General features: G+C 67.4%; 20 protein-coding genes. 10 read left to right on the top strand and 10 right to left on the bottom strand.

The window, feature by feature from the left end:
- Positions 1 to 54: 54 nt before the first annotated feature.
- Positions 55 to 1383 carry an adenylate/guanylate cyclase domain-containing protein gene (locus H7X47_RS01325; RefSeq protein ID WP_193366807.1) on the bottom strand — a complete coding sequence of 443 codons (1329 nt, stop codon included), beginning with the start codon at positions 1381 to 1383 and terminating at the stop codon, positions 55 to 57.
- Between the two features lie 134 nt (positions 1384 to 1517).
- The gene (locus H7X47_RS01320; RefSeq protein WP_227010110.1) at positions 1518 to 2276 is read right to left on the bottom strand and encodes an MBL fold metallo-hydrolase; all 759 of its coding nucleotides are present in this window, start codon (positions 2274 to 2276) and stop codon (positions 1518 to 1520) included.
- 268 nt (positions 2277 to 2544) lie between these two features.
- Between H7X47_RS01320 and H7X47_RS01315 the strand changes: the two genes are divergently transcribed.
- Positions 2545 to 3780, top strand: a complete 1236-nt coding sequence (locus H7X47_RS01315; RefSeq protein ID WP_193366805.1) for an MFS transporter — start codon at positions 2545 to 2547, stop codon at positions 3778 to 3780.
- 24 nt (positions 3781 to 3804) lie between these two features.
- Here H7X47_RS01315 and H7X47_RS01310 read toward each other — a convergent pair whose 3' ends face one another.
- A complete protein-coding gene (locus H7X47_RS01310) occupies positions 3805 to 4500 on the bottom strand; it encodes a response regulator transcription factor (protein WP_193366804.1) in 696 nt (231 codons plus the stop codon).
- Positions 4501 to 4570: 70 nt separating this feature from the next.
- Positions 4571 to 5479 (bottom strand): alpha/beta hydrolase, encoded by a 909-nt coding sequence (locus tag H7X47_RS01305; protein WP_193366803.1) that lies wholly within the window; start codon positions 5477 to 5479, stop codon positions 4571 to 4573.
- 223 nt (positions 5480 to 5702) lie between these two features.
- On the opposite strand from H7X47_RS01305, the gene ribA reads away from it, so the two are divergent.
- From ribA to H7X47_RS01285, 4 genes are all read left to right on the top strand, one after another.
- Positions 5703 to 6848, top strand: coding sequence for a GTP cyclohydrolase II (gene ribA, locus H7X47_RS01300; protein ID WP_193366802.1), 1146 nt, complete (start codon positions 5703 to 5705; stop codon positions 6846 to 6848).
- A gap of 159 nt (positions 6849 to 7007) precedes the next feature.
- Complete coding sequence (locus H7X47_RS01295) at positions 7008 to 8036, top strand: hypothetical protein (RefSeq protein ID WP_193366801.1); 1029 nt, start codon at positions 7008 to 7010, stop codon at positions 8034 to 8036.
- 85 nt (positions 8037 to 8121) lie between these two features.
- A complete protein-coding gene (locus H7X47_RS01290) occupies positions 8122 to 8658 on the top strand; it encodes a L,D-transpeptidase family protein (protein WP_193366800.1) in 537 nt (178 codons plus the stop codon).
- 124 nt (positions 8659 to 8782) lie between these two features.
- The gene (locus H7X47_RS01285) at positions 8783 to 9421 is read left to right on the top strand and encodes a hypothetical protein (protein WP_193366799.1); all 639 of its coding nucleotides are present in this window, start codon (positions 8783 to 8785) and stop codon (positions 9419 to 9421) included.
- A 19-nt stretch (positions 9422 to 9440) separates the two neighbouring features.
- On the opposite strand, the gene H7X47_RS01280 is transcribed toward H7X47_RS01285, so the two are convergent.
- The 3 genes from H7X47_RS01280 to H7X47_RS01270 are packed head-to-tail and all read right to left on the bottom strand — an operon-like array spanning position 9441 to position 11869.
- Entirely contained in the window at positions 9441 to 10127 is a 687-nt protein-coding gene (locus H7X47_RS01280; RefSeq protein WP_193366798.1) for a YggS family pyridoxal phosphate-dependent enzyme, read from the bottom strand.
- 55 nt (positions 10128 to 10182) lie between these two features.
- Complete coding sequence (locus H7X47_RS01275) at positions 10183 to 11010, bottom strand: sulfotransferase domain-containing protein (protein WP_193366797.1); 828 nt, start codon at positions 11008 to 11010, stop codon at positions 10183 to 10185.
- A gap of 1 nt (position 11011) precedes the next feature.
- Complete coding sequence (locus tag H7X47_RS01270) at positions 11012 to 11869, bottom strand: sulfotransferase domain-containing protein (protein WP_193366796.1); 858 nt, start codon at positions 11867 to 11869, stop codon at positions 11012 to 11014.
- A gap of 451 nt (positions 11870 to 12320) precedes the next feature.
- Here H7X47_RS01270 and H7X47_RS01265 point away from each other — a divergent pair, with 451 nt between their 5' ends.
- The 5 genes from H7X47_RS01265 to holA all read left to right on the top strand — a co-directional run bounded on the left by H7X47_RS01265 (position 12321) and on the right by holA (position 18440).
- Complete coding sequence (locus tag H7X47_RS01265; RefSeq protein ID WP_193366795.1) at positions 12321 to 13352, top strand: porin; 1032 nt, start codon at positions 12321 to 12323, stop codon at positions 13350 to 13352.
- A 258-nt stretch (positions 13353 to 13610) separates the two neighbouring features.
- Positions 13611 to 14165, top strand: a complete 555-nt coding sequence (locus tag H7X47_RS01260) for a DUF3576 domain-containing protein (protein ID WP_193366794.1) — start codon at positions 13611 to 13613, stop codon at positions 14163 to 14165.
- 137 nt (positions 14166 to 14302) lie between these two features.
- Positions 14303 to 16879: a leucine--tRNA ligase gene (leuS, locus tag H7X47_RS01255; protein ID WP_193366793.1), complete on the top strand. Its 2577-nt coding sequence runs from the start codon at positions 14303 to 14305 to the stop codon at positions 16877 to 16879.
- A gap of 16 nt (positions 16880 to 16895) precedes the next feature.
- Entirely contained in the window at positions 16896 to 17390 is a 495-nt protein-coding gene (lptE, locus tag H7X47_RS01250; protein WP_193366792.1) for an LPS assembly lipoprotein LptE, read from the top strand.
- A gap of 18 nt (positions 17391 to 17408) precedes the next feature.
- Complete coding sequence (gene holA, locus H7X47_RS01245) at positions 17409 to 18440, top strand: DNA polymerase III subunit delta (RefSeq protein ID WP_193366791.1); 1032 nt, start codon at positions 17409 to 17411, stop codon at positions 18438 to 18440.
- Between the two features lie 31 nt (positions 18441 to 18471).
- On the opposite strand, the gene H7X47_RS01240 is transcribed toward holA, so the two are convergent.
- The 3 genes from H7X47_RS01240 to rsmG form a co-directional block, all read right to left on the bottom strand.
- Positions 18472 to 19389 carry a ParB/RepB/Spo0J family partition protein gene (locus H7X47_RS01240; RefSeq protein WP_193366790.1) on the bottom strand — a complete coding sequence of 306 codons (918 nt, stop codon included), beginning with the start codon at positions 19387 to 19389 and terminating at the stop codon, positions 18472 to 18474.
- A 166-nt stretch (positions 19390 to 19555) separates the two neighbouring features.
- Positions 19556 to 20368, bottom strand: coding sequence for a ParA family protein (locus tag H7X47_RS01235; RefSeq protein WP_322096454.1), 813 nt, complete (start codon positions 20366 to 20368; stop codon positions 19556 to 19558).
- 38 nt (positions 20369 to 20406) lie between these two features.
- Positions 20407 to 21063 carry a 16S rRNA (guanine(527)-N(7))-methyltransferase RsmG gene (rsmG, locus tag H7X47_RS01230; protein WP_193367503.1) on the bottom strand — a complete coding sequence of 219 codons (657 nt, stop codon included), beginning with the start codon at positions 21061 to 21063 and terminating at the stop codon, positions 20407 to 20409.
- Positions 21064 to 21094 lie beyond the last annotated feature (31 nt).

The raw sequence follows: 21094 nt of genomic DNA, 5'->3' as shown, positions 1-21094 counted from the left end.
TTACGGCGCGATGATCACCCGGCGCCTTTAGGGCGCGATGATCACCCGGCGCCTTTAGGGCGCGATGATCACGAGATCGAGCGGCGTGTCGACCCCGGCCACCTCGACCGCCGCGGCGCGCGGCTTGTCGGCCGCCGGCGCATAGCCCTGGGCAATCGCCTTGTCGTAGCTGGCGCGGTCGCAGAGCGCGCGCACGCCCAGTTCCTTGTTGTGCTTTTCCAGCTTGGCCGAGAGGTTCACCGCCTCGCCGATGACGGTGTATTCCAGGCGGGTGTCGTCGCCGACGGCGCCGAACAGGATCGGGCCGGTGGCCACGGCGCCGTTGACCTGCGGGCAGTAGCGCCCCTGCGCTTCGCAGTCGGCCTGCCAATCTGCCGCGACGGCGACGATCTCCTCCAGCGCGCGCAGCGCATCGGCGGCATAGCTGTCCGAAGGTTGCGCGGCGCCGAAGGTCGCCAGGATGCCGTCGCCGAGGAACTTGTCGATGCTGCCGCCGTGGCGCTGGATCACCGGCACCATGCGTTGCTGGTATTCGTGCAGCAGCTGCATGACCTCTTCCGGCGGCGCGTCGGCAGCCAGGCGCGTGAAGCCGCGCATGTCGAGATTGAGAATCGCCGCGTCGCGCATCTCGCCGCTGCCGGCGCGTATCCGGTCTTCGGCGCCGGTTATGCGCTCTGCGATCTCCGGCGCGAAGAAGCGCGACAGCTCGCGCGCCGCGCTGCCTTCCGCCGTGGCACGCACCAGCAGCCCCTTCGCCCGATAGAGCGCCACGGCGATGAGAGCGGTGACCACGAGGATAGAGATGATCTTATCGAACTCCGCGCCCAGCAGCACCGTGTTGGAGGTGAGGTAGGCGACGTAGTCGCGGGTGATCATGGTGTCGGCGGGATCGGCATAGACCACGTAGGCGATAAGCGCGCCCCAGCCGAGCGCGGCGAGCAGCCCGGCGAGCACGACGAAGCGCGCGTCGAAGCGCAGCGCCCGCAGCGCGATGAAGATGAAGACGTAGAGCAGCGTCGGCGCCTTGAGATAGAACGAGGGCGGCTGCATGTACTGGATGTGGAACGACCAGATCAGCACCATCAGCAAGGTGATGTCGACGAAGACCGACGCGGCCAGCGCCCAGTCCGGCAGGCGGCCGAGATGCGCCCAGGCGGCGCGCAGCAGGGTCAGCACCAGATAGATGCCGAGCGCCCAGGGCACCGGCGCGAAGTCCAGCTCTTCCGGTTTCGGTGAGACGAAGTAAAGCGTGCCGAAGGTCAGCACGACGGCGAGCTGCACCCAGGAGATGAGACGCTCCGTCGCGTCCTCCTGGGCACGGACCGCTGCGCGCACCCGCTCCGGCAGGCCGGCCTCCGGATCCTTGCGCCACCAGCTCAACATGCCGCTGTCCTCTTTGCCCCTCGCCGCCGGCGCGCCCGGAGCCGAGGCCGGGGCGCCGCGCTGAACCGGATATGGCGGCGGCGGCCGCTCACCTGCACGTCACTTCTGCGTGACCGGCGGGCGGCGGCAGGCCCTCACGGGTGCAGAACGAGGCCTTCCTGCGCCACCACCGTGCCGGGCCGCGCGGCCGCCGCCTCCTTGGCGACCTGGTTCATGAAAGCATCGTCGTGGCCCGGGTCATGATGGAAGATGACCAGACGTTCGACCCCCGCCTTGTCGCAGAGGCGCACTCCTTCCTGCCAGGTGGAGTGGCCCCAGTTGCGGTACTTGGGGAACTCTTCATCGGTGTAGGTGCTGTCGTAGATCACCAAGTCGGCGCCGTCGATCAGCTCCAGGATGTTGCGGTCCGGCTTGCCCTCGACGTGCTCGGTGTCGGTGACGTAGCAGATCGACTTGCCGTCGAAGTCGATGCGGTAGCCGGTGGCGCCGTTGGGGTGGTTGAGCGGCGCGGTGATGAGGCGCACCCCGGGCTTCGGCTCCAGCACGTCGCCCGCTGTGAAGTCATGGAAGGAAACGTTGGCCGCGAAGATCTTCGGCGGCACGGGAAACAGCGGCGCGTTCATGAACTGCACCAGGACGTCGTGCAGGGTCAGCTCCGGCACCAGGTGCCCGGCCCAGAGACGGATGCGGTTGCGCTTGTCGAACAGCGGCGCGAAGAAGGGCAGGCCGACGATGTGGTCGTGATGGGTATGGGTCAGGAAGATATCGGCTTCCAGCGCGCCGTTTTCGCAGAGCTGCTTGCCCAGCGGTCGCAGGCCCGTGCCGGCGTCGAAGATCAGCAGCTTTTCCCCGCAGCGTACTTCCAGGCAGGAGGTATTCCCGCCGTATCGCAAGTAGCTGTCGCCGGGACAGGAGATCGAACCGCGGGTGCCCCAAAAGCGAACGAAAAAATCAGAACCGTTCTGCAAAATGCCAGTATCCCTTCGGCCCGACACTCTATATCAAAGCCTGACAATCTAGGCCCGAATGCCCGGCCGGCCAGTCAAATTCTTTGTGGTAATTGCGGTACTCTAACCTTTTGATCGAGAACGCCCCAACGAAATTTCGGCCGCCGCCCAGGCCGCTGGGAGGCCCGCGACGGGGCCCGCTGGGACCCCTGGCGTGAGCGAGCCGCAGCGCACGCAGCCGGCCCTGGTGGTGTTGGGGCTCGCCCTGGTCGTCTACGCCGCCTTCAGCCAGTTCAAGCTTCCGGTTGTCCTACCCGTTCTGCTGGACACCTACAGTTACGGGCGGGTGCTGGCCGGCGGCTTTATGTCGATCTTCGCCGTCTTCGGCATCCTGCTGTCGGTGCCCATCGGCCGCCTGGTGGCGCGGCGCGGCGCGCTGCGGCTGGTCATGGCGGCCCTGCCCGTCATGGGGCTGGGCACCGCCGTCTGCCTGCTGGCGCCGGAATCCGGGACCGTGATGCTGATTGGCCGCGGCCTGGAAGGCGCCGCCTTCGCCACCCTGGCGGTGGCGGGCCCGGCGCTGGCAACCGCCAATGCTGCGCCGCAACATCGGGCTCTGGTGATCGGGCTCATCGCCGCCTGGGTGCCCAGCGGGCAGCTGCTCGCCACCCTGATCGGCCCGCTGGCGCTGAACACCACGGGCTGGCAGGGCCTCTGGTGGGTCTGCCTGCTGCTGGCCGCAGCGCTGGTCGGCTGGACCTTCATCATGCTGCGCAGCGGACCGCGCGGCACCACCCGACGCGCCGACACCGGTGCCGCGCCGGCGCCGGCCTGGACCCGCGCGCAATGGCTCTCCCTGCTGCTGGTGGGCTGCACCTTCATGCTGTGGACCGGGCAGTATCTCGCCTACATGACCTGGCTGCCGGCCTACCTGGTGGAGGTGCAGGGACTGGCCGTCGACAGCGCGCTCTACGGCTATCTCGTTCCGGTGGTGCTGGTCGGCGTCTTCAACGTCACCACCGGCATCCTGATGCAGCGCGGCCGCAAGCCGCAGCACCTCCTGTTCGGCGCCGTGGTTATCCAGGCGGGGATCTGGTGGCTGCTGCCGGTGACCGGGAGCGGCTGGAGCGGGCTGGCCTCGCTGGTCGTCTACGGCGTGACCTCGGGCATCGCACCGACCTGCCTCTTCGCGCTGTCGGCGCATCTGGTGGCCAACCCGAACGAAACCGCGCGCGCCTTCGGCGTCGCCATGACCGGACGAAACCTGGGAGTGCTCGGCGGGCCGCTGCTGCTGGCCCTGGCGGTGGAGCTGAGTGGCGGCTGGCTGGCCGGCAGCCTGCTCTTCGCCGGCGTCACCACCCTGGCGGTGGTGGTCAGTGCCCTGCTGCTTTTCATCGTGCCCCGCGTCGAGGCGCACATGCTGCGCCCGGCGCTCAGCGCCGCCGGCTAGCCCAGCAGGCGGGCGCGAAAGGCCTCAGGGAACCAGTCGGTATCCGCCGGGCTCGGTGACCAGGATTTCGGCCGCCGAGGGATCCTCTTCGATCTTCTGGCGCAGCCGGTAGACGTGGGTCTCCAGGGTGTGGGTGGTGACCCCGGCGTTGTAGCCCCAGACCTCGCCCAGCAGCTTGTCGCGGCCGACGACCGCGTCGCCGCTGCGGTAGAGGTACTTCAGGATCGAGGTTTCCTTCTCCGTCAGCCGCACTTTCTTCTTCGACTCGCCGTGGGTCAGCAGCTTGGCGCTGGGGCGAAACGTGTAGGGGCCGATGGTGAAGACCGCGTCCTCGCTCTGCTCGTGCTGGCGCAGCTGCGCGCGCATGCGCGCCAGCAGGACGCCCAGCCGAAAGGGCTTGGTCACGTAGTCGTTGGCGCCGGCGTCCAGCGCCAGGATGGTGTCGGCGTCGGACTCCGCCGCGGTCAGCATGATGATCGGCGACTTCACCCCGCCGCGCCGCATCAGGCGGCAGACCTCGCGCCCGTCCATATCGGGCAGGCCCACGTCCAGCAGGATCAGGTCGTAGTAGTCGGCCTTGGCCTTTTCCATGCCGTCGGCGGCGGTCGCCGCCTCGGCCGTGTCGAACTCTTCGTGCAGCCGCAGCTGCTCGCTCAATGATTGGCGAAGCGCCTCGTCATCATCGATCAAAAGGATTTTCTTGCCGCTTGCGCCGGTCATCTGCGACGTCCGATTCCCTAACCCACCCAAAACCCGTGATTTCCTCAGATAGCACCGCTCCCCCCGGGGTTCAAGGCAACCCCCGGTGGAGCAGTTGTTGCGCCGCAATATAAAGCGCGTGCCGGCGGTCCGCCAAGGCGTCGACAGCGGTGAAGTGATGCAGCCCGGTCATATCCACTTCGCCCAGGGGTAGACCGCGCGCCTGCCAGGCGGCGGCGTATTCGGCGTGCTGGCGCAGGAACTCGTTCGTTTCCTCCGAACCCACGGCGAGCAGCAGCGGCGGCGCCCCACCCGGCCGGTCGGCGGCTGGCAGGCAGTGCAGCGGGCTCCAGGATAGAGTCTCTTGCGCCTCGATATGCAGGACTTTGTTGTGATAGCTGAGCCGGACGGGCTCCAGGTCGTAGACGCCGGAGATCGAACAGCCGCCGGCCAGCAGGCCGGCGGGCAGGCCGGCCTGGAAGGACGGCCAGTCGGTGGAGAGCGCCATGGCGGCCAAGTGACCGCCGGCGGAGTGGCCGGCCACGACGATGCGCGCCGGATCGACGCCGTAGTCGCCCGCGTGGCGGTGGAGCCAGGCCAGGGCGCGGCGCGTCTGGTCGATCATCTCGCCGATCTTGCAGTCCGGCGCCAGGCCGTAGTTCAGGCTGGCGAAGGCGACGCCGGTCTCGACGAAGGCCGGCGCCATGTAGCTGTAGTCGCCCTTGTCCAGGGCCTGCCAGTAGCCGCCGTGAATGAAGGCCAGCAGCGGCGCGTTCCTGCCGCCTTCCGCCGGAAAGAGATCCAGGCGTTCGGCCGGATCCTCACCGTAAGCCAGGTCGAGATGGGCGGTGAGACGGTCGCGCACGGCGCCGCTGTCGCGCGCCCAGCGTTCGAAGAACTGCGGGTGGTCCGGCCAGCGGGCGCGCAGGTTCAGCTCCCGGTCCAACGCCGCCTGGTCGTAGTCACGGAACACCGGGCCGCCGCTCTGCTCACTTGCCATCCACCGGGCCCTCTCCCTGACTTTCGCCGGACAGTCAGCCGTGGCGGGCCGCTCCCGATCGTTCCGCCACCGAAACGCTGGCGTTTTCCGGCGGCGGCACTTATGTGTTGCGTGGAACGGCGTCCCGCCCCCCCTTTTCAGGGTTCGGGGACGTCCGGGCGGGCGCCACCGTGACACAGCGCCGCCCGGCCCGTAAAGTGACTATTGAGACCCTGGCCGAGCGATGCAGCAACCCGCCAAGCACCCGAAATCCCCTGATGCCGCCGTCCTTCAGACGGTCGAGCGCGCGCTCGCCGAGCTGCGCCGCGGCGCCAGCGTGGTGCTGCACGACTGGTCCGGCGGGGGCGCCCTGGTGCAGGCGGCCGAAGAAGCGACCCCGGAGGGTCTGGCGGCGCTCGCCAAGCTGACCGGCACCGAGCCGATGCTGCTGCTGACTGCGCGCCGCGCCCAGGCCTTGGGCCTGCCGGAAGCCGAGGGCCTGATCGCCAGCGGTGGCGTGATGGCGCTGGCCCTGGAGGAGCAGCAGGCCGAGAGCATCCGCGCGCTGGCCGACCCGACCAGCCCGCAGGACAGCGCCCTGCAGCCGCGCCAGGTCGTCGCCGCGCCGGCGGGCCTCGACGTCGCCGCGGTGGAGCTGACCAAGCTGGCCCGCCTGCTGCCCGCCGCGCTGCTGGCCCCCTTGCCGAAACAACCGGTGCAGAGCCCCGTCGCCTGGGCCGACGCCCGTGACCTCATGGCGGTCTCCGCCGCCAATGTCGCCGAATACCGCTACGCCGCCGCGCGCGGGCTGACCCAGGTCGCCAATGCCGCGGTGCCCCTGGCCGGCGCCGAGCAGGCCCGCATCGTCGCCTTCCGCCCCGACGACGGCGGTATGGAGCACCTGGCGATCATCGTCGGCGAGCCCAAGGCCGACGAGCCGGTGCTGCTGCGCCTGCATTCGGAGTGCTTCACCGGCGATCTGCTGGGTTCGCTGCGCTGCGACTGCGGCGACCAGCTGCGCGGCGCCATCCAGGCCATGGCCGAGGCCGGCGCCGGCATCGTGCTGTACCTGATGCAGGAAGGCCGCGGCATCGGCCTGGTCAACAAGCTGCGCGCCTACACCCTGCAGGACGGCGGCGCCGACACCCTGGACGCCAACGAGCAGCTCGGCTTCGACGCGGACGAGCGGGTCTACCTGCCGGCCGCCCAGATGCTGCACCATCTGGGCTTCCGCAAGGTGCGCCTCATGACCAACAACCCGCAGAAGGTCGCCGCGCTGGCGCGCTTCGGCATCGCGGTCGAGGAGCGCGTCGAGCACAGCTTCCCCTCCAACGCCCACAACGACTTCTACCTGGCCACCAAGGCGGCGCGTTTCGGCCACCTGTTCTAGGTGGAACAGGGCAGCAAGGGCGGCAATTCTCGCCCGCCGCCGGGCCGTTCGCGCCGGGCAGAAGCTGCCCCCGGCGCGAGAGCGTTTCATCTAACCCCTTGATAAACATACGTTCCGACCTCTGGCCCGCTTCTTGCTGCTGAAACGGCTGGAGGATCTATGGTCGACTTGGAATTCGTTGGCGATTATCGCAACCCGCAGCCGCTGACCGCGCGCCAGCGCGAGCTCGGCTTTGACGGGCAGAGCGACGGCGAGTTCACCTTCGACGACTTCCTCGACATCATCAATCCGCTGCAGCATATCCCCCTCGTCTCCACGCTCTACCGCGAGATCACCGGCGACGAGATCAGCGCGCACGCCCGCATCCTGGGCGACACCCTGTTCGGCGGCCCCTCCGGCTTCATCGCCGCCGCCGCCAACGCCTTTTACGAAGAGGTCGCCGGCGAAGACCTCGGGGAAAGCGTGATCGCTTTCTTCACCGGCGAGGAGGACACCGCCGAGCCGCAGTTCGCGGGCGGCGAGGCGCCCGGCAACCTGGATCCCCTGGCCGCCGGCTCCAACGGCCAGGCCGGTCCTGCCGCCGGCCCCGAACCCGACCTGGTGATCCCCGCCGGGGCGCCTCTCACCACCGCAGCGGGCTCCACGCCCGTCGCCGCCGCCGCGATGGCCGGGACCCCAAGCCACGCCCCGGGCCAAGCGGCAGGTCCCGCCGGACTGCCACCGGCGGAGGATCCCGCCATGACCGGCATGCTGACCGGGCAGGACGCCTTGAACGCGCTGTTCAACGATCTGAGACGCACCCCGGCGGCGGGCCCGGCCCTGCCGCCGGACGGCAGCCAGGCCGAGGCCCTGCCCTTGCCCCGGCGCGGCGCCGCCATGAAGTCCTATCCGTTGCCGCCACGATCCCAGCCGCCCGCTCCAGCGGCTGACAGGGCGGCTGCCGACGCCAGCGGCAAGGGCGCCAGCGGCGAGGGCGCAGCCGCGCATCCGCTGATCCTGGCGCAGGACGCGTCGGACGCGGACATCGCCCAGCGCATGATGAACGGCCTGGACAAGTACCGCAGGATGAGCCGGCAGGCCGGCGCCAGCGAAACCGATGACCGCGCCGACAAGGCCCAGTGGCACGCCGACCCCAATCCCGACGACCCCTGGCGCTTCGACCCCGCGGTGCCCGCCGCCGGCTCCTGAGCCTATTTCCCGCGCCCGTCCCCGGGACCGCCGCTGAGCGATAAGCGCTGGCCGCTGCGCGCCGGGGAGCGCTAGTCTGGTCGCCATGCCGGTTTCGTCTTCATCCCCTCCCCTCGACTTGGTGGTTTGCCTGAAAGACGGCGAAGCGCTTGCGCAGTGGGGCGAACGGCGCCTGCGCTGCGCCATCGGGCGCGGCGCCATCGCCCTGGACAAGCGCGAGGGCGATGGGGTCACGCCGGTCGGACGCTGGCCGATCCGCCGCGTGCTCTACCGCGCCGACCGGCTGGCGAAGCCGGAGACCTGCTTCGACTGCACGGCCATCGGCCCCGACGACGGCTGGTGCGACGACCCGGCGGACCCGGCCTATAACCGGCCGGTGCGCCTGCCCTATGCCGCCAGTCACGAACGCATGACCCGGGAGGACGGGCTCTACGACGTGGTCGTGGTGCTGGGTCACAACGACGCCCCCGTGGTGCCCGGGGCCGGCAGCGCCATCTTCCTGCACGTGGCGCGCGACGACTACGGCCCCACCGAGGGCTGCGTGGCCCTGGCGCTGCCCGATCTGCGGGAGGTGCTGCAAGCCGCCGGACCCGGCAGCGCCGTGCATGTGCTGGCGCCCTGAGGGCCATCGTCCGGGGCAGCGCGCGGCTTTGCCGCAGCCCATTTTGCGGCAGAATAATGGCACCAATTGCCTGCGGGCTGCGTAAGTACCAGATATCAGGCCTAGGCAACCAGGAGGCCGAGCCATGCAGCAACAGCAGGCAGAACACAGCGCCGCCGGAAAACCCCGCCGTTTGACGATGCCGCGCAGCCTGGCCGCGGCAGGCCTGTTCGGCCTGGCGGCCTGCGCCGCGACGGGATCGGGCGGCGGCACCGTCTACTTCACCAACTTCACCGCGGGCTACGTGCCGTCCAGCCTCGCCGCCAGCGGCCCGCTGCTGGTGGAGACCTATGGCGCCCCGGCGCCGAACCTGGCGCAGGAAGCCGTGACCGCCGCCAGTGTTCAGGGGCTGCGCAACCACGGCCCTTCGTGGATGCCGCGCCACTACAGCGGCAATCCCGCAGACGTGGAGCGGCCCGCCTATGTCCTGCGCATCGCCTACGGCGTTCCCAAGGCCTTCAACGGCCAGGGCCTCTGCAAGGCGGAGATGAGCAGCGCCGCCGTGGAAGCGGCGCGCGGCGCGGGCGACAAGGACGCGACGCGGACCCTCGCGGGGGTATGCCGCGGCACCAAGGCCGTCGCCTATGCCGAAGGCTCGCCCGGCGTAAGCCCGGACATCAGCGGGGAAGGCTTTTCGAAGTTCGTCGGCCTCTTGGGGCGCAAGCTGATGCCGCGCCGCAATCCGGTCACCCAGGACGACTGCATCTTCCGCTTCTGCGACTAGGACAGGCGAAGCAGAGAGCTCAGGCCTGTACGGGACGGGCGCCGAAGATGCCGGTGCCGACCCGCACCAGGGTGGCGCCGAAGCGCACCGCCGTTTCGTAGTCGCCGCTCATGCCCATGGAGAGGCCCTCCAGGCCGTTGCGCTGGGCGATCTCGCGCAGGAAGGCAAAGTGCAGCGACGGTTCTTCCTCGACCGGCGGGATGCACATCAGCCCGCGCAGGTCGAGGCCGAGGTCGCGGCACTCGGCGATGAAAGCGTCGGCCTCGCCCGGAGGAATGCCGGCCTTCTGCGGCTCCTCGCCGGTGTTGACCTGGATGTAGCAGGCCGGCGCGGCGCCCCGCTTGGCCGCCTCCTTGGCAAGCGCGCGGGCCAGCTTCGGGCGGTCCACCGTCTCGATGACGTCGAACAGCGCCAGGGCGTCTTTCACCTTGTTGGTCTGCAGGGGGCCGATGAGATGCAGCCGCAAGTCCGGATGGGCGGCCTTGAGGGCCGGAAACTTGCCCTGCGCCTCCTGCACCCGGTTCTCGCCGAAGACCGTCTGACCGGCGGCCAGGGCCGCCTCGACCGCCGCCGCGGGATGCACCTTGCTGACGGCCACCAGCGTCACCGCCCGGGGGTCGCGCCCGGCCTCCTGCGCCGCCGCGGCGATGCGCGCGCGCACCTCGGCCAGATTGCCGGCAATATCGCTGTGCAGGGACTCTGCCATAGATCGCTGTTCCGTTGTCCCGGCCCCAAAGGCGGGGGCTAAACGATGGTGGGGCTTAAAGATAGCCGAAACGCTTCATTTGGACTGCATGGTCGCTTTCGATCTTACGTGCCTGTGCCGGCGTCAGCTTTTCCTGCCAGCCGCCCGAGCGGCCGCTGCGAAAGAACCTCTCGCTATGGATCGAGCGCTCGACGAAGCCCTGGTCTTCCTCGAGCTGCTGCAGTTGCTTGAACGAAGAGAACTCCACGGCCTTCTCGATCCTGGCGCGGTCCTTGCTGATGCCGAAGCGTTCTGCGATGCGGCCGAACTGGTCCAGAGGATCCACCAGCAGATCCTCGTAACGCACGACAAATATCCGGGGGTGGTTCCACTTGGTCCAGGATTCGACATGGTTGGACCAGCTGCTTTGCAGCTCGTGGACGATTTGCCCGGCCATGGGCGCGCAGGTGGCCAGCGCGTCGTCCATGTAGGCGATCATCTCATCCAGGGTCTTGCCGAAGTGATCGGCGGCCGAGACCGCGACGTCGCGGGGATCGCGGATGATGTAGACCGCCCCATAGGTCGCCTTCATGGAGAAGATCGGGTAGCCGAAGTCCTCGCCCAGATAGCTGTGGGTCTTCATCGGCACGACGTTCTTGTTGAGACTGACGACGCGTTCCTGGGCGCGGGTGCGCAGGGGGGCGATCTCCTTGGCCGTCAGCTCGGCCACGGGTTTGTCGGCGAAGGGTTCGAACCAGATCTCCGAGGGTTCGCTGGGGCAGGCCTCCCCGATATGCTTGAGCGGCAAAGGCTCCGGCGCATCGAGGATCAGATTGGCGAGAAAGGCCCGCATCCAGGTGTTGCCCGATTTCGGGTAGGAAGCCAGCCAGAGAATGCCGGGCACGTCAGGACGCCTTCTTCCGCGCCGCTTCCGGCGGCAGGTAGCCGAAGCGGCGCATCTGCACCGCATGGTCCCGTTCGATGGCAGCCATCTGGCGGGCGCTCAGCTTGTCGCGCCAGCCCCCGGCCCGTCCGGAGCGGAAGAAACGTTCGCTGTTCACCGACTTCTCGATGAAACCGGTTTCGGCCTCCTGGGCCTGCAGGGTCTTGAAGGAGGAGAATTCCACGGCGCGCTTGATGCGTGCCTCGTCGTCGGTGATGCCCAGCTTTCGGGCGACGCCGCCGAAGTGCGCCAGCGGCTCGGCCAGCAGGTCCTCGTAGCGCAACACCTGCAGCGGCGTGTGCTTCCAGGCGGTCCATGACTTCACATGCTCCGACCAGCTGCTCATGCGCTCGTGGACCGTGTTTCCGGGCATGCCTTTTCCGCGCGTCTTCTTGTCGTTCATCATCTCGATCGCTTGATCGATGGTGAGGCCATAGTGGTCGGCGGCCGAGATCACCACGTCGCGCGGATCGCGGATTATGTAGATCACCCCGATGGTGGCCTTCACCGAGATCGTCGGATAGCCGTAGTCCTTGCCGCAGAAGCTGTGAGTCTTCATTGGGATGATGTTCTTATTCAGGCGCACCGCGTGCTCCTGGGCCTTGGTGCGCAGGGCCGCGACCTTCTTTTCGCTCAGCTCGCTGACCGGCTTCGAGGTCAGCGACTTGAACCAGACCTCGTTGGGTTCGCTGGAACAGACCTCGTTGATACGCTTCAGCGCCAGAGGCTCGGGCTCGTTGAGGATCAGATTCGCCAGGAAGACCCGCATCCAGGTGTTTCCGGACTTCGGATAAGAGGCGAGCCAGAGGATACCTGACATGATGTGTCTCGAGCCTTGATCAGTAATGCGAGCAACGGGCTGCCGGTGCCGGCCCCTTGACGGAGGCCTGAGAGTCGCCGACCGCCCCCGACACGTGACCGGCCCGCCGCTCTCCCTCTAGGCAAATGTGCCCAACGATGCAAGGGACTCGGCATCGAAGGTTAACGAGGTGTTTAGAATTCGCGCATTAAGCGTGTTCTCTAGGTCAAAAAGAACGCTTAAGGCGTAGAACCTCTCTACATCAGGACCGTAGCCGTTGCGGCGAAGTCTTTGGCTTAGCGGCCAAAACGCTCACTGTTGCTGGAAAAACACAGTGTGTCGGAAAAACAACTTAACACCGTTGCCAAGCCTTGCGATCCGCCGCCCAGACTAGTACCAACAAGGCATCCCGTGGCTTGGGGTACCCACAATAGACACCGTATTTGGAGCTTTTCGGATGAAAAACGTTTTGATGGCTAGCAGCGCCATTGTCGGGGCCGCGGTCCTGGTGGCCAGCCCTGCTGCCGCTCAGGAGCTTGAACTGTCTGCATTCCAGCAGTTCATGGCTTCGGGTGGTGACTCTGACCTCGACTCGTCGGATCGGGGCTTCGCTTTCTCGACCAACACTGAGGTGCACGTCAACGGCTCGATCATGGCCGACAACGGCATCACCTTCGGTTTCCGGGTCGAGTTCGAAGCTGACTCCGGTGAGAGCAACAACGTCGACGAAAACAGCATCTGGGCGTCGGGCGGCTTCGGCAAGCTCGAGTTCGGCAACAACGACGGCGCCGAAGACACCTTCATGGTCAACGGCTCGAACTCCGGCGTTGATTACGGCGGCGTCGGCAACCCGACTTCGAACTTCCTGCAGCGGGCGTTCAGCGGCAACACCCGCACCTCTGTCGACTTCGCCAATGGCGTCGACAGCTCGGACGCCACGAAGATCACCTACACCACGCCGAACTTCAACGGCTTCAGCGCCGGCATCAGCTACACGCCGGACACCGCTGACGGCAACGACGGCAATTCCTTCCATGCCGCGGATGACAGCGGCATCCATGATCACATCGGTGTCGGCGCCGGCTACGACGGCGAGTTCAACGGCATCGGCGTCGAACTCGGCCTGGTTGCCGGTTTCGGCTCGGCTGATGCGGAGCCGGAAGACGATGTCTATGGCATCGGCGGTGGCGCTGCCATCAGCTTCTCCGGCTTCACCATCGCCAGTGGTGTGATCTGGGACGACGCTGACGGCAACGGCGGCGAAGGCTGGGCGGTTGACCTCGGTATCGGTTATGCGACCGGCCCGTGGAACTTCTCCATCAACGGCATCTACTCCGAGGATGACGATTCCGACACCGACCTGCTGGGTGGTTCTGCCAACGTCGGCTACAACCTGGCGCCGGGCGTGAGCGTCTTCCTGACCGGTTATATCGGTGAGGAAGACGTCAACGGCGACGACAACGACATCGTTGCGGTTACCAGCGGTCTGAAGCTCTCCTTCTAAGACTGCTGTAGCGACATACCGTCGTTTGATGGGGCGGCGCCTTCGGGTGCCGCCCCATTCTTTTGCGCAGCCGCCGGGCGGGCGCCCATGAAGTCCGCTTCCGCCCTGCCGGGCCGCCCAGGCGGCCAAGAGCCTAGCGCTATTTCTTTTTTGCCCGCCTCTGGGCCCTATGATATCTACTCGAAGGAGACTTTGCGGCTGCCGGCGTTCACCAGCGCGGGCGGGCCGCTCTTTGCAGCACGCAGGGACATGGAAGCGATGAAACCGACGGCCTTTGGCACGACCCTTGGCAAGAAAACCGCCGCCTGGCGCTGGCTGACGCTGGGCCTGGCGCTGACCGTCGCCGGCTGCGGCCTTGGCGGCGAGGCCAAATATCGCGACGAAACGGCGGAAAAGTACGAGGAGACCAACGGGTCGCTCCTCGGCAACGACCGGATCGGCATCAACAACGATGCCGACCGGCCGGACGCCAGCGGTGGCGATTCCGGGATAGGTGTTAACTCCTATCTGTGGCGCGCTTCCCTGGATACGGTCTCCTTCATGCCGCTCGCCTCGGCGGATCCCTTCGGCGGGGTGATCATCACCGACTGGTTTTCACCGCCGGAGTCCACCAACGAGCGCTTCAAGATCAACGTCTACATCCTGGGCCGCGATCTGCGCGCCGACGGGGTGCGGGCGGCGGTCTTCCGCCAGCTGCGTGATCCGCAGAACGGCAGCTGGATCGACGCCTCGGTCGAACAGCAGACCCCGACCGACATCGAGAACGCCATCCTGACGCGGGCGCGCCAGCTGCGCATCGCCTCGCTTCAGTAGGACCACCGCCCGGCGCGCGCCCGTGACGGCCCGCGCCGGGGCCCCTCATCCCACCCTTCGCTGACGTCCGCGCCGAGGCGTTTTGCGCGTGTCAGCTTCCAGGGGGCGATCGCCGCCCCCCAAGTTCATGACCTGAAATGAGCCGTTACAACGCCAAGGAAACCGAGGAGAAGTGGCAGAAGCGCTGGGAAGAGGCGCGCTGCTTCGCCGTCGAGGAGGATCCCTCCCGGGAAAAATACTACGTCCTGGAGATGTTCCCCTACCCCTCCGGCAAGATCCACATGGGCCACGTACGCAACTACACCATCGGCGACGTGGTGGCCCGCTACAAGAAGGCCAAGGGCTTCAACGTCCTTCATCCCATGGGGTGGGACGCCTTCGGTCTGCCGGCGGAAAACGCGGCCATGGAACGCGGCGTGCACCCGGCGAGCTGGACCTACGACAACATCGCGACCATGCGCGACCAGCTGAAGCTGATGGGCCTCTCCCTGGACTGGGACCGCGAGATCGCGACCTGCCATCCCGGCTACTACGCCCAGCAGCAGCGCCTCTTCGTCGAGATGATGAAGAAGGACCTGGTCTATCGCAAGGAGTCCTCGGTCAACTGGGATCCCGTCGACCAGACCGTTCTGGCCAACGAGCAGGTCATCGACGGCAAGGGCTGGCGTTCGGGCGCGCCCATCGAGCGGCGCAAACTGTCGCAGTGGTTCTTCAAGATCACCGCCTTTTCCGACGAGCTGCTGGCCGCGCTGGACGAGCTGGACCGCTGGCCGGAGAAGGTGCGCTTGATGCAGCGCAACTGGATCGGCCGCTCCGAGGGCGCGACCATCCATTTCGAGATCACCAATCAGTCCGGGGGCCGTGACGACCGCCTGACGGTCTTCACCACCCGCCCGGACACGCTGTTCGGCGCCTCCTTCTGCGCCATCGCGGCAAACCATCCGCTGGCCACGGAGATCGCCGAGACCTCTGCGGAGGCCGCCGCCTTCATCGCCGAGTGCAACCGCCTGGGCACCAGCGAGGAAGCCATCGAGACCGCCGAGAAGCAGGGCTTCGACACCGGCCTGACGGTGCAGCATCCCTTCGTGGCCGATTTGCAGCTGCCGGTCTACATCGCCAACTTCGTGCTGATGGAGTACGGCACCGGGGCCATCTTCGGCTGCCCGGCGCACGACCAGCGCGACCTGGACTTCGCGCGCAAGTACAAGCTGCCGGTGATCCCGGTGGTGTTGCCGCCCGAGGCCGATCCGGCCACTTTCGACGTGGGCGACGAAGCCTTCACCGGCGACGGCAAGGCCTTCAACTCCGGCTTCCTGGACGGCCTCGGCGTGACCGAGGCCAAGCGCGCGGCCATCGACAAGCTGGCGGCGCAGGGCGACGGCGAAGGCACCATCCAGTACCGCCTGCGTGACTGGGGCATCTCGCGCCAGCGCTATTGGGGCTGCCCGATCCCGGTGATCCACTGCGCCGGCTGCGGCCCGCAGGCCGTGCCGGCCGAGGACCTGCCGGTCAGCCTGCCCGATGACGTGACCTTCGACCGGCCGGGCAATCCGCTGGTGCATCACCCGACTTGGAAACATACGACCTGCCCATCCTGCGGCGGCAAGGCCGAGCGCGACACCGACACCATGGACACCTTCGTGGATTCCTCCTGGTACTTCGCGCGCTTCTGCAGCCCGCGTGCCGAGGGACCCATGGACCGGGGCGCCGTGGACTACTGGCTGCCGGTCGACCAGTACATCGGCGGCATCGAGCATGCCATCCTGCACCTGCTCTATGCCCGCTTCTTCACCCGCGCCCTGGCCGAAGTCGGCTACGTCGGCGTGGCCGAGCCCTTCGCCGGACTGTTCACCCAGGGCATGGTCTGCCACGAGACCTACAAGGACGGCGACGGCAAGTGGCTTTTCCCCGAGGAGGTCGAGAAGACCGGCGAAGGCAAGGCCGTTCACGTGGAGACAAAGAATCCGGTCAGCGTCGGCCGTGCGGTGAAGATGAGCAAGTCGATGCGCAATGTGGTCGACCCGGAAGCCATCATCAGCACCTACGGCGCCGATACCGCGCGCTGGTTCATGATTTCGGACTCGCCGCCCGAGCGCGACATGGAGTGGACCGACGCCGGCGTCGAGGGCGCCTGGCGCTTCACCCAGCGACTGTGGCGCCTGGTCGACGAAAACCTGGAGAGCCTGCCGCCGGCCGGCGCGCCCCAGCCGGGCGACCTCTCCGACTCCGCGGTCGAGCTGCGCCGCAGGGTGCACAAGACGGTCGATGCCTGCGGCGACGACCTGGAGCAGTTCCGCTTCAACCGTGCGGTGGCGCGGATCTACGAACTGGCCAACAGCCTGGGCGCCTTTAAGGCGAGCGACGCCGGAAGCCTCTGGGCTTTGCGCGAAGGCCTGGAGTTGGTGGTGCGCCTGATCGGCCCGATGATGCCGCACCTGGCCGAAGAGCTTTGGGAGCAGCTCGGGCACGAGGGCTACCTGGTCGATGTCGCCTGGCCCAGCGCCGATGCGTCCCTGGTCAGCGACGAAAAAGCCACATTGGCGGTTCAGGTGAACGGCAAGAAACGTGCTACCATCAGCCTGTCGGTCGACGCGGCGGAGGACGAGGCCAAGTCCGCAGCCCTGGCCGAGCCTGCGGTGCAGCGGGCCATGGACGGCAAGTCGGCGCGCAAGATCATTGTGGTGAAGAACCGGATCGTCAATGTCGTGGTCTAGAAGAACTGTTTGCCGTTTGGGCTTGGGAGGCCTTGCGACGCTAGCGCTTGGCGGGCTCGGCGCCTGTGGATTCCAGCCGCTGCACCAACGGCAGGACAGCGGGTCTTCGGTTGCCGCCGATCTCTCGGCGGTGCGCGTCGAGCCGCTGCGCGACCGGGTCGGTCAGCAGATGCACAACTTCCTGCGCGACCGGCTCAATCCCCAGGGTCAGCCGGCGGCGCCGAGTTATCGCCTGCGAGTGCAGATCACCGAAAAGCTGAGCGAGTTGGGCGTGCGTCGCGACGAGACGGCGACCCGCGCCAACCTGCGGATCAACGCCCAGTTTTCGCTGGTCGACTTCAGCAGCGGCGCGCCGCTCTTTTCCGGACGCTCCACCTCGACGACCAGCTACGACATCCTGGAAAATCCTTATGCCACCACGGTGTCGGAAGACGACGCGCGGGAGCGTGCTCTGCGGGAAGTCGCCGACGACATCCAGACCCGCCTGTCGATTTACTTCACCAGGACCTGAACGCGGGGAGCGGCGACGGTGAAGCTCAACGCCAAGCAGGCCGAAAGCTTTGTCCGGTCGCCCGACCCGGCAGTACGCGCTGTCCTGCTGTACGGGCCCGATGCGGGCCTGCGCCGCGAACGCAGCGCCGCGTTGCTGGCCAAGACCGTCGAAGACCCTTCCGATCCTTTTGCCGTCAGCGAGCTGACCGGCGGGCAGTTGGCCGATGATCCCGCGCGGCTGGCTGACGAGGCCGCCGCCTTGGTGTTCGGTGGCGGACGCCGCTTCGTACGCGTACGCGAGGCCGGCGACAGGATCACTTCGGTGGTGAAGGATTTCCTGGCGGACTCTCCGGGCGAAGCCTTCGTGGTCATCGAGGCCGATGACCTGCCGGCGCGCTCCAGCCTGCGCAAGCTGTTCGAGGGCGACAAGAAGGCCGCCGCTTTGGCCTGCTACCACGACGACGGCCGCGGCCTGGAGGCGGTGGTGCGGGAGTTCTTTGCCGAGGCGGGGGTCGGGATCAGCCGCGAGGCTGTCGGCTTCTTGGCGACGCAGCTGGGCGGCGACCGGGCGCTGACCCGCCGCGAGCTGGAAAAGGTCCTGCTGTTCAAAGGCCCCGAGGCCGGCGAGGTGACACTGGAGGATGCCGAGACCTGTGTTGGCGATTCTGCGCTGTTGAGCCTGGAAGACGTTGCGCTGGCGACCGCTGGCGGGAACCTGCCGGCCTTGGAACGGGCGCTGACGCGCAGCTTTACGGAAGGGAATTCCCCGATCAGCCTGCTGCGCGGCGTGGCCCGGCATTTCCAGCGGGTCCACGCGGTGGCCGGCGCCGTCGGCTCGGTGGAAGACGCCATGAAACGGCTGCGCCCGCCGGTGTTCTGGAAGACGGCCGGCGCCTTCAAGGCCCAGGCCGAGGCCTGGCGGCCGGCGCACCTGGTGCGCGCCATGGACAAGCTGCTCGAAGCGGAGGCCGCCTGCAAACGCACGGGGGCGCCGGCCGAAACCCTGGTGTCGCGCGCGCTCCTGGAGATTGCGGCCAACGCGCCCGGCCGGCGGCGGCGCGCCGGCTAAGTCGGATTCGACAAACGGCTGTTTACGCTGATCAGGCTCCGGGCGGCGGCATCTGGTTCAGCCGATGCAGTACGTCGTCCAGCTGTTCGAGGGTGCGGTAGTGGATGGTGAGCGAGCCGCCGTTGCCCTGGAAATTGATGCTGACCTTGAGGCCGAGCAACGCGGTGAGATCGCGCTCCAGCGCCAGGGTGTCGGTGTCCTTGGCTTTGTCGGCATCGGCCAGCTTCGCCGGCTTGGCCCCGGCCGGCGCCGCCTTGGTGTTCTGCACCAGCTTTTCCGCCTGACGCACGTTGAGCCCGCGGCTGATGATCTTCTGCGCCAGCTCCTCGGCCCCCTCGCAGCCGATGAGGGTGCGGGCATGGCCGGCCGTCAGCTTGCCTTCGTCGAGGAGCAGCTTCACCCCTTCCGGCAGGCCCAGCAGACGCAGGGTATTGGCGATGTGGCTGCGGCTCTTGCCCAGGGTGCGGGCTAGGTCTTCCTGGGTGTGCTGAAACTCGTCGATCAGGCGCTTGTAGCCCTCGGCCTCTTCCAATGGGGTCAGGTCTTGCCGCTGGACATTCTCGACGATCGCCAGCTCAAGGGATTCCGCGTCCGAAAGGTCGCGGATGAGCACCGGAACCTCGTGCAGCTTGGCGATCTGGGCCGCGCGCCAGCGCCGCTCGCCGGCGACGATCTCGAATTCGTTCGGCCGGTCCGCCAGGCGGCGCACCAGGATGGGCTGGAGGATGCCCTGGGCCTTGATGGATTCGGCCAGGGCGTTGACCGCCGCTTCGTCGAAATGGTGGCGCGGCTGAAAGCGGCCCGGGCGCAGGTGCTCGACGGGCACGGACTTGGTGGACCGCACCTTGTCGAGCGAGGCGTAGTCCTCTTCTTCTTCACCGAAGAGGGCGGCCAGGCCGCGGCCCAGGTTGGTACGCTTGGCGTGATCCGATGATGGCCCGTCAGTCATGTCACGTTCTTCCCTATCCCGGCTCTCTTCCCGGCATCAGGATGCCGTCCGGGATCTTGCAGCCTTACGGTGCCTGCGGAAGGGCCCCTTCAGCCCGTCACGACACCTTTGTAGTTGTTCCGATAGCGGAACAAATAACCCTTTGTTCGGCCTAGGTTTTCCCAGCCTAGGACGCCAGGGCCGGTTCGCCGGCCAGATCGTTCTCCCGCTGCAGAATCTCCCGCGCCAGGCGGATGTACGCCTGGGCGCCGGCGCAGCGCATATCGTACAGCAGCACCGGCTTGCCGTGGGAAGGCGCCTCGGAAACCCGCACGTTGCGGGGGATCATGGTCTGGTAGACCCGGTCGCCCAGGTAGTCGCGCACGTCGGCGGCGACCATTTCGCAAAGGTTGTTGCGGCGGTCAAACATGGTCAGCACCACGCCCTGCAGCGTCAGAGCCTGGTTGAGGCCGCGGCGCACCCGGTCGATGGTCCGCATCAGATGGCTGAGGCCTTCCAGGGCGTAGAACTCCGCCTGCAGCGGCACCAGCACCGAGTCCGCCCCCACCAGGGCGTTGAGGGTCAGCAGCCCCAGGGCCGGCGGGCAGTCGATGAGCACGAAGTCGTACTTGCCGCGGATCGCCTGGATCGCGTTGCGCAGACGGTACTCGCGCTGCGGCACGTCGATCAGCTCCAGCTCGGCCCCCGACAGGTCGACGCCGGAAGGCACGATGTCCATGCCCGGCACCAGGGTCCTGGTGACCGCCTGGCTGATCGGCATCTCGTCGAGCAGCACCTGGTAGACGCTGTGGCCGCGCTTCTCGCTCGTCACCCCCAGGCCGGTGCTGGCGTTGCCCTGCGGATCCAGGTCGATGATCAGGACCTGCTTGCCGCAGGCGGCCAGGGCCGTCGCCAGGTTGACCGTCGTCGTGGTCTTGCCGACGCCGCCCTTCTGGTTGGCCACGGCGAGGACACGGGTCACGGCCGGAGCCGGCGGGATCGTCCCGCGCTCCGGTGTTGCTTCAATATGTTGTAGGTTCAAGACGCTCCATCCCCAAGAGATAGAAGTCTGAGACGCAAGATTGAGCCTTCAGGATCCGTCTCGCTCTCAAAGCGGTCTAGCTGCAGTCTCCACTTTTTGCCTGCCTCGGTCAATTCTTCATCGACCCGGCGGCCCTTCATAAACAGCCCGACAGCCGCTTTATCCCCATCTTTCGCCACCAAAAACCGCTCCGTCAGGGCCAGGAGCCGCGGCAAGGGGGCGAAGGCACGGCAGGTCACCACATCGGCGGCGGGCAGCGCCGCCGCCAGGGCCGGGCTTTCGACCCGCAGCGGATGAATCTCCACCGGCGCGCCGGTGACGCGCGCCACTTCCCGCAGGAACTGGGCCTTGCGCTGGTCGGCTTCCACCAGATGGACCCGGCCGCAGCCCAGCAGTGCCAGAACCATGCCGGGAAATCCGGCCCCCGCGCCGACGTCCAGGATCACCCGCTCGGCGGATTTCGGCGCGTCCGGCAGATAGGCACGCAGTTGGGCGGAGTCCAGGAAGTGGCGGCGCCAGAGATCCTCCAGCGACTTGGGGCTCACCAGGTTGATGGCGGCATTCCACTTGGTGAGAAGGGCCGCATACTCGAGAAACTTGTCCAGTGTTTCACGTGAAACAGCGAGCCGGGCCTGAAACTCTTCTGGCGTCATCGGCGCAGCCGCGCCGGCCTTGGCTGCGGAC

Origin of the sequence: Pelagibius marinus, from assembly GCF_014925385.1 — a bacterium.
Classification (GTDB): domain Bacteria; phylum Pseudomonadota; class Alphaproteobacteria; order Kiloniellales; family Kiloniellaceae; genus Pelagibius; species Pelagibius marinus.
Note: the sequence above shows the minus strand (reverse complement) of the source record. Positions and strands in the feature narration are given on the sequence as shown.

What these genes read in the sequence shown, in the direction of transcription:
- H7X47_RS01310 (WP_193366804.1), bottom strand. Translation starts at nt 4,500, where the DNA reads ATGACCGGCGCAAGCGGCAAGAAAATCCTTTTGATCGATGATGACGAG.
- ribA (WP_193366802.1), top strand. Translation starts at nt 5,703, where the DNA reads ATGCAGCAACCCGCCAAGCACCCGAAATCCCCTGATGCCGCCGTCCTT.
- H7X47_RS01325 (WP_193366807.1), bottom strand. Translation starts at nt 1,383, where the DNA reads ATGTTGAGCTGGTGGCGCAAGGATCCGGAGGCCGGCCTGCCGGAGCGG.
- H7X47_RS01280 (WP_193366798.1), bottom strand. Translation starts at nt 10,127, where the DNA reads ATGGCAGAGTCCCTGCACAGCGATATTGCCGGCAATCTGGCCGAGGTG.
- H7X47_RS01290 (WP_193366800.1), top strand. Translation starts at nt 8,122, where the DNA reads ATGCCGGTTTCGTCTTCATCCCCTCCCCTCGACTTGGTGGTTTGCCTG.
- H7X47_RS01265 (WP_193366795.1), top strand. Translation starts at nt 12,321, where the DNA reads ATGGCTAGCAGCGCCATTGTCGGGGCCGCGGTCCTGGTGGCCAGCCCT.
- H7X47_RS01270 (WP_193366796.1), bottom strand. Translation starts at nt 11,869, where the DNA reads ATGTCAGGTATCCTCTGGCTCGCCTCTTATCCGAAGTCCGGAAACACC.
- leuS (WP_193366793.1), top strand. Translation starts at nt 14,303, where the DNA reads ATGAGCCGTTACAACGCCAAGGAAACCGAGGAGAAGTGGCAGAAGCGC.
- H7X47_RS01285 (WP_193366799.1), top strand. Translation starts at nt 8,783, where the DNA reads ATGCAGCAACAGCAGGCAGAACACAGCGCCGCCGGAAAACCCCGCCGT.
- H7X47_RS01260 (WP_193366794.1), top strand. Translation starts at nt 13,611, where the DNA reads ATGAAACCGACGGCCTTTGGCACGACCCTTGGCAAGAAAACCGCCGCC.
- H7X47_RS01295 (WP_193366801.1), top strand. Translation starts at nt 7,008, where the DNA reads ATGGTCGACTTGGAATTCGTTGGCGATTATCGCAACCCGCAGCCGCTG.
- rsmG (WP_193367503.1), bottom strand. Translation starts at nt 21,063, where the DNA reads ATGACGCCAGAAGAGTTTCAGGCCCGGCTCGCTGTTTCACGTGAAACA.
- H7X47_RS01240 (WP_193366790.1), bottom strand. Translation starts at nt 19,389, where the DNA reads ATGACTGACGGGCCATCATCGGATCACGCCAAGCGTACCAACCTGGGC.
- H7X47_RS01305 (WP_193366803.1), bottom strand. Translation starts at nt 5,479, where the DNA reads ATGGCAAGTGAGCAGAGCGGCGGCCCGGTGTTCCGTGACTACGACCAG.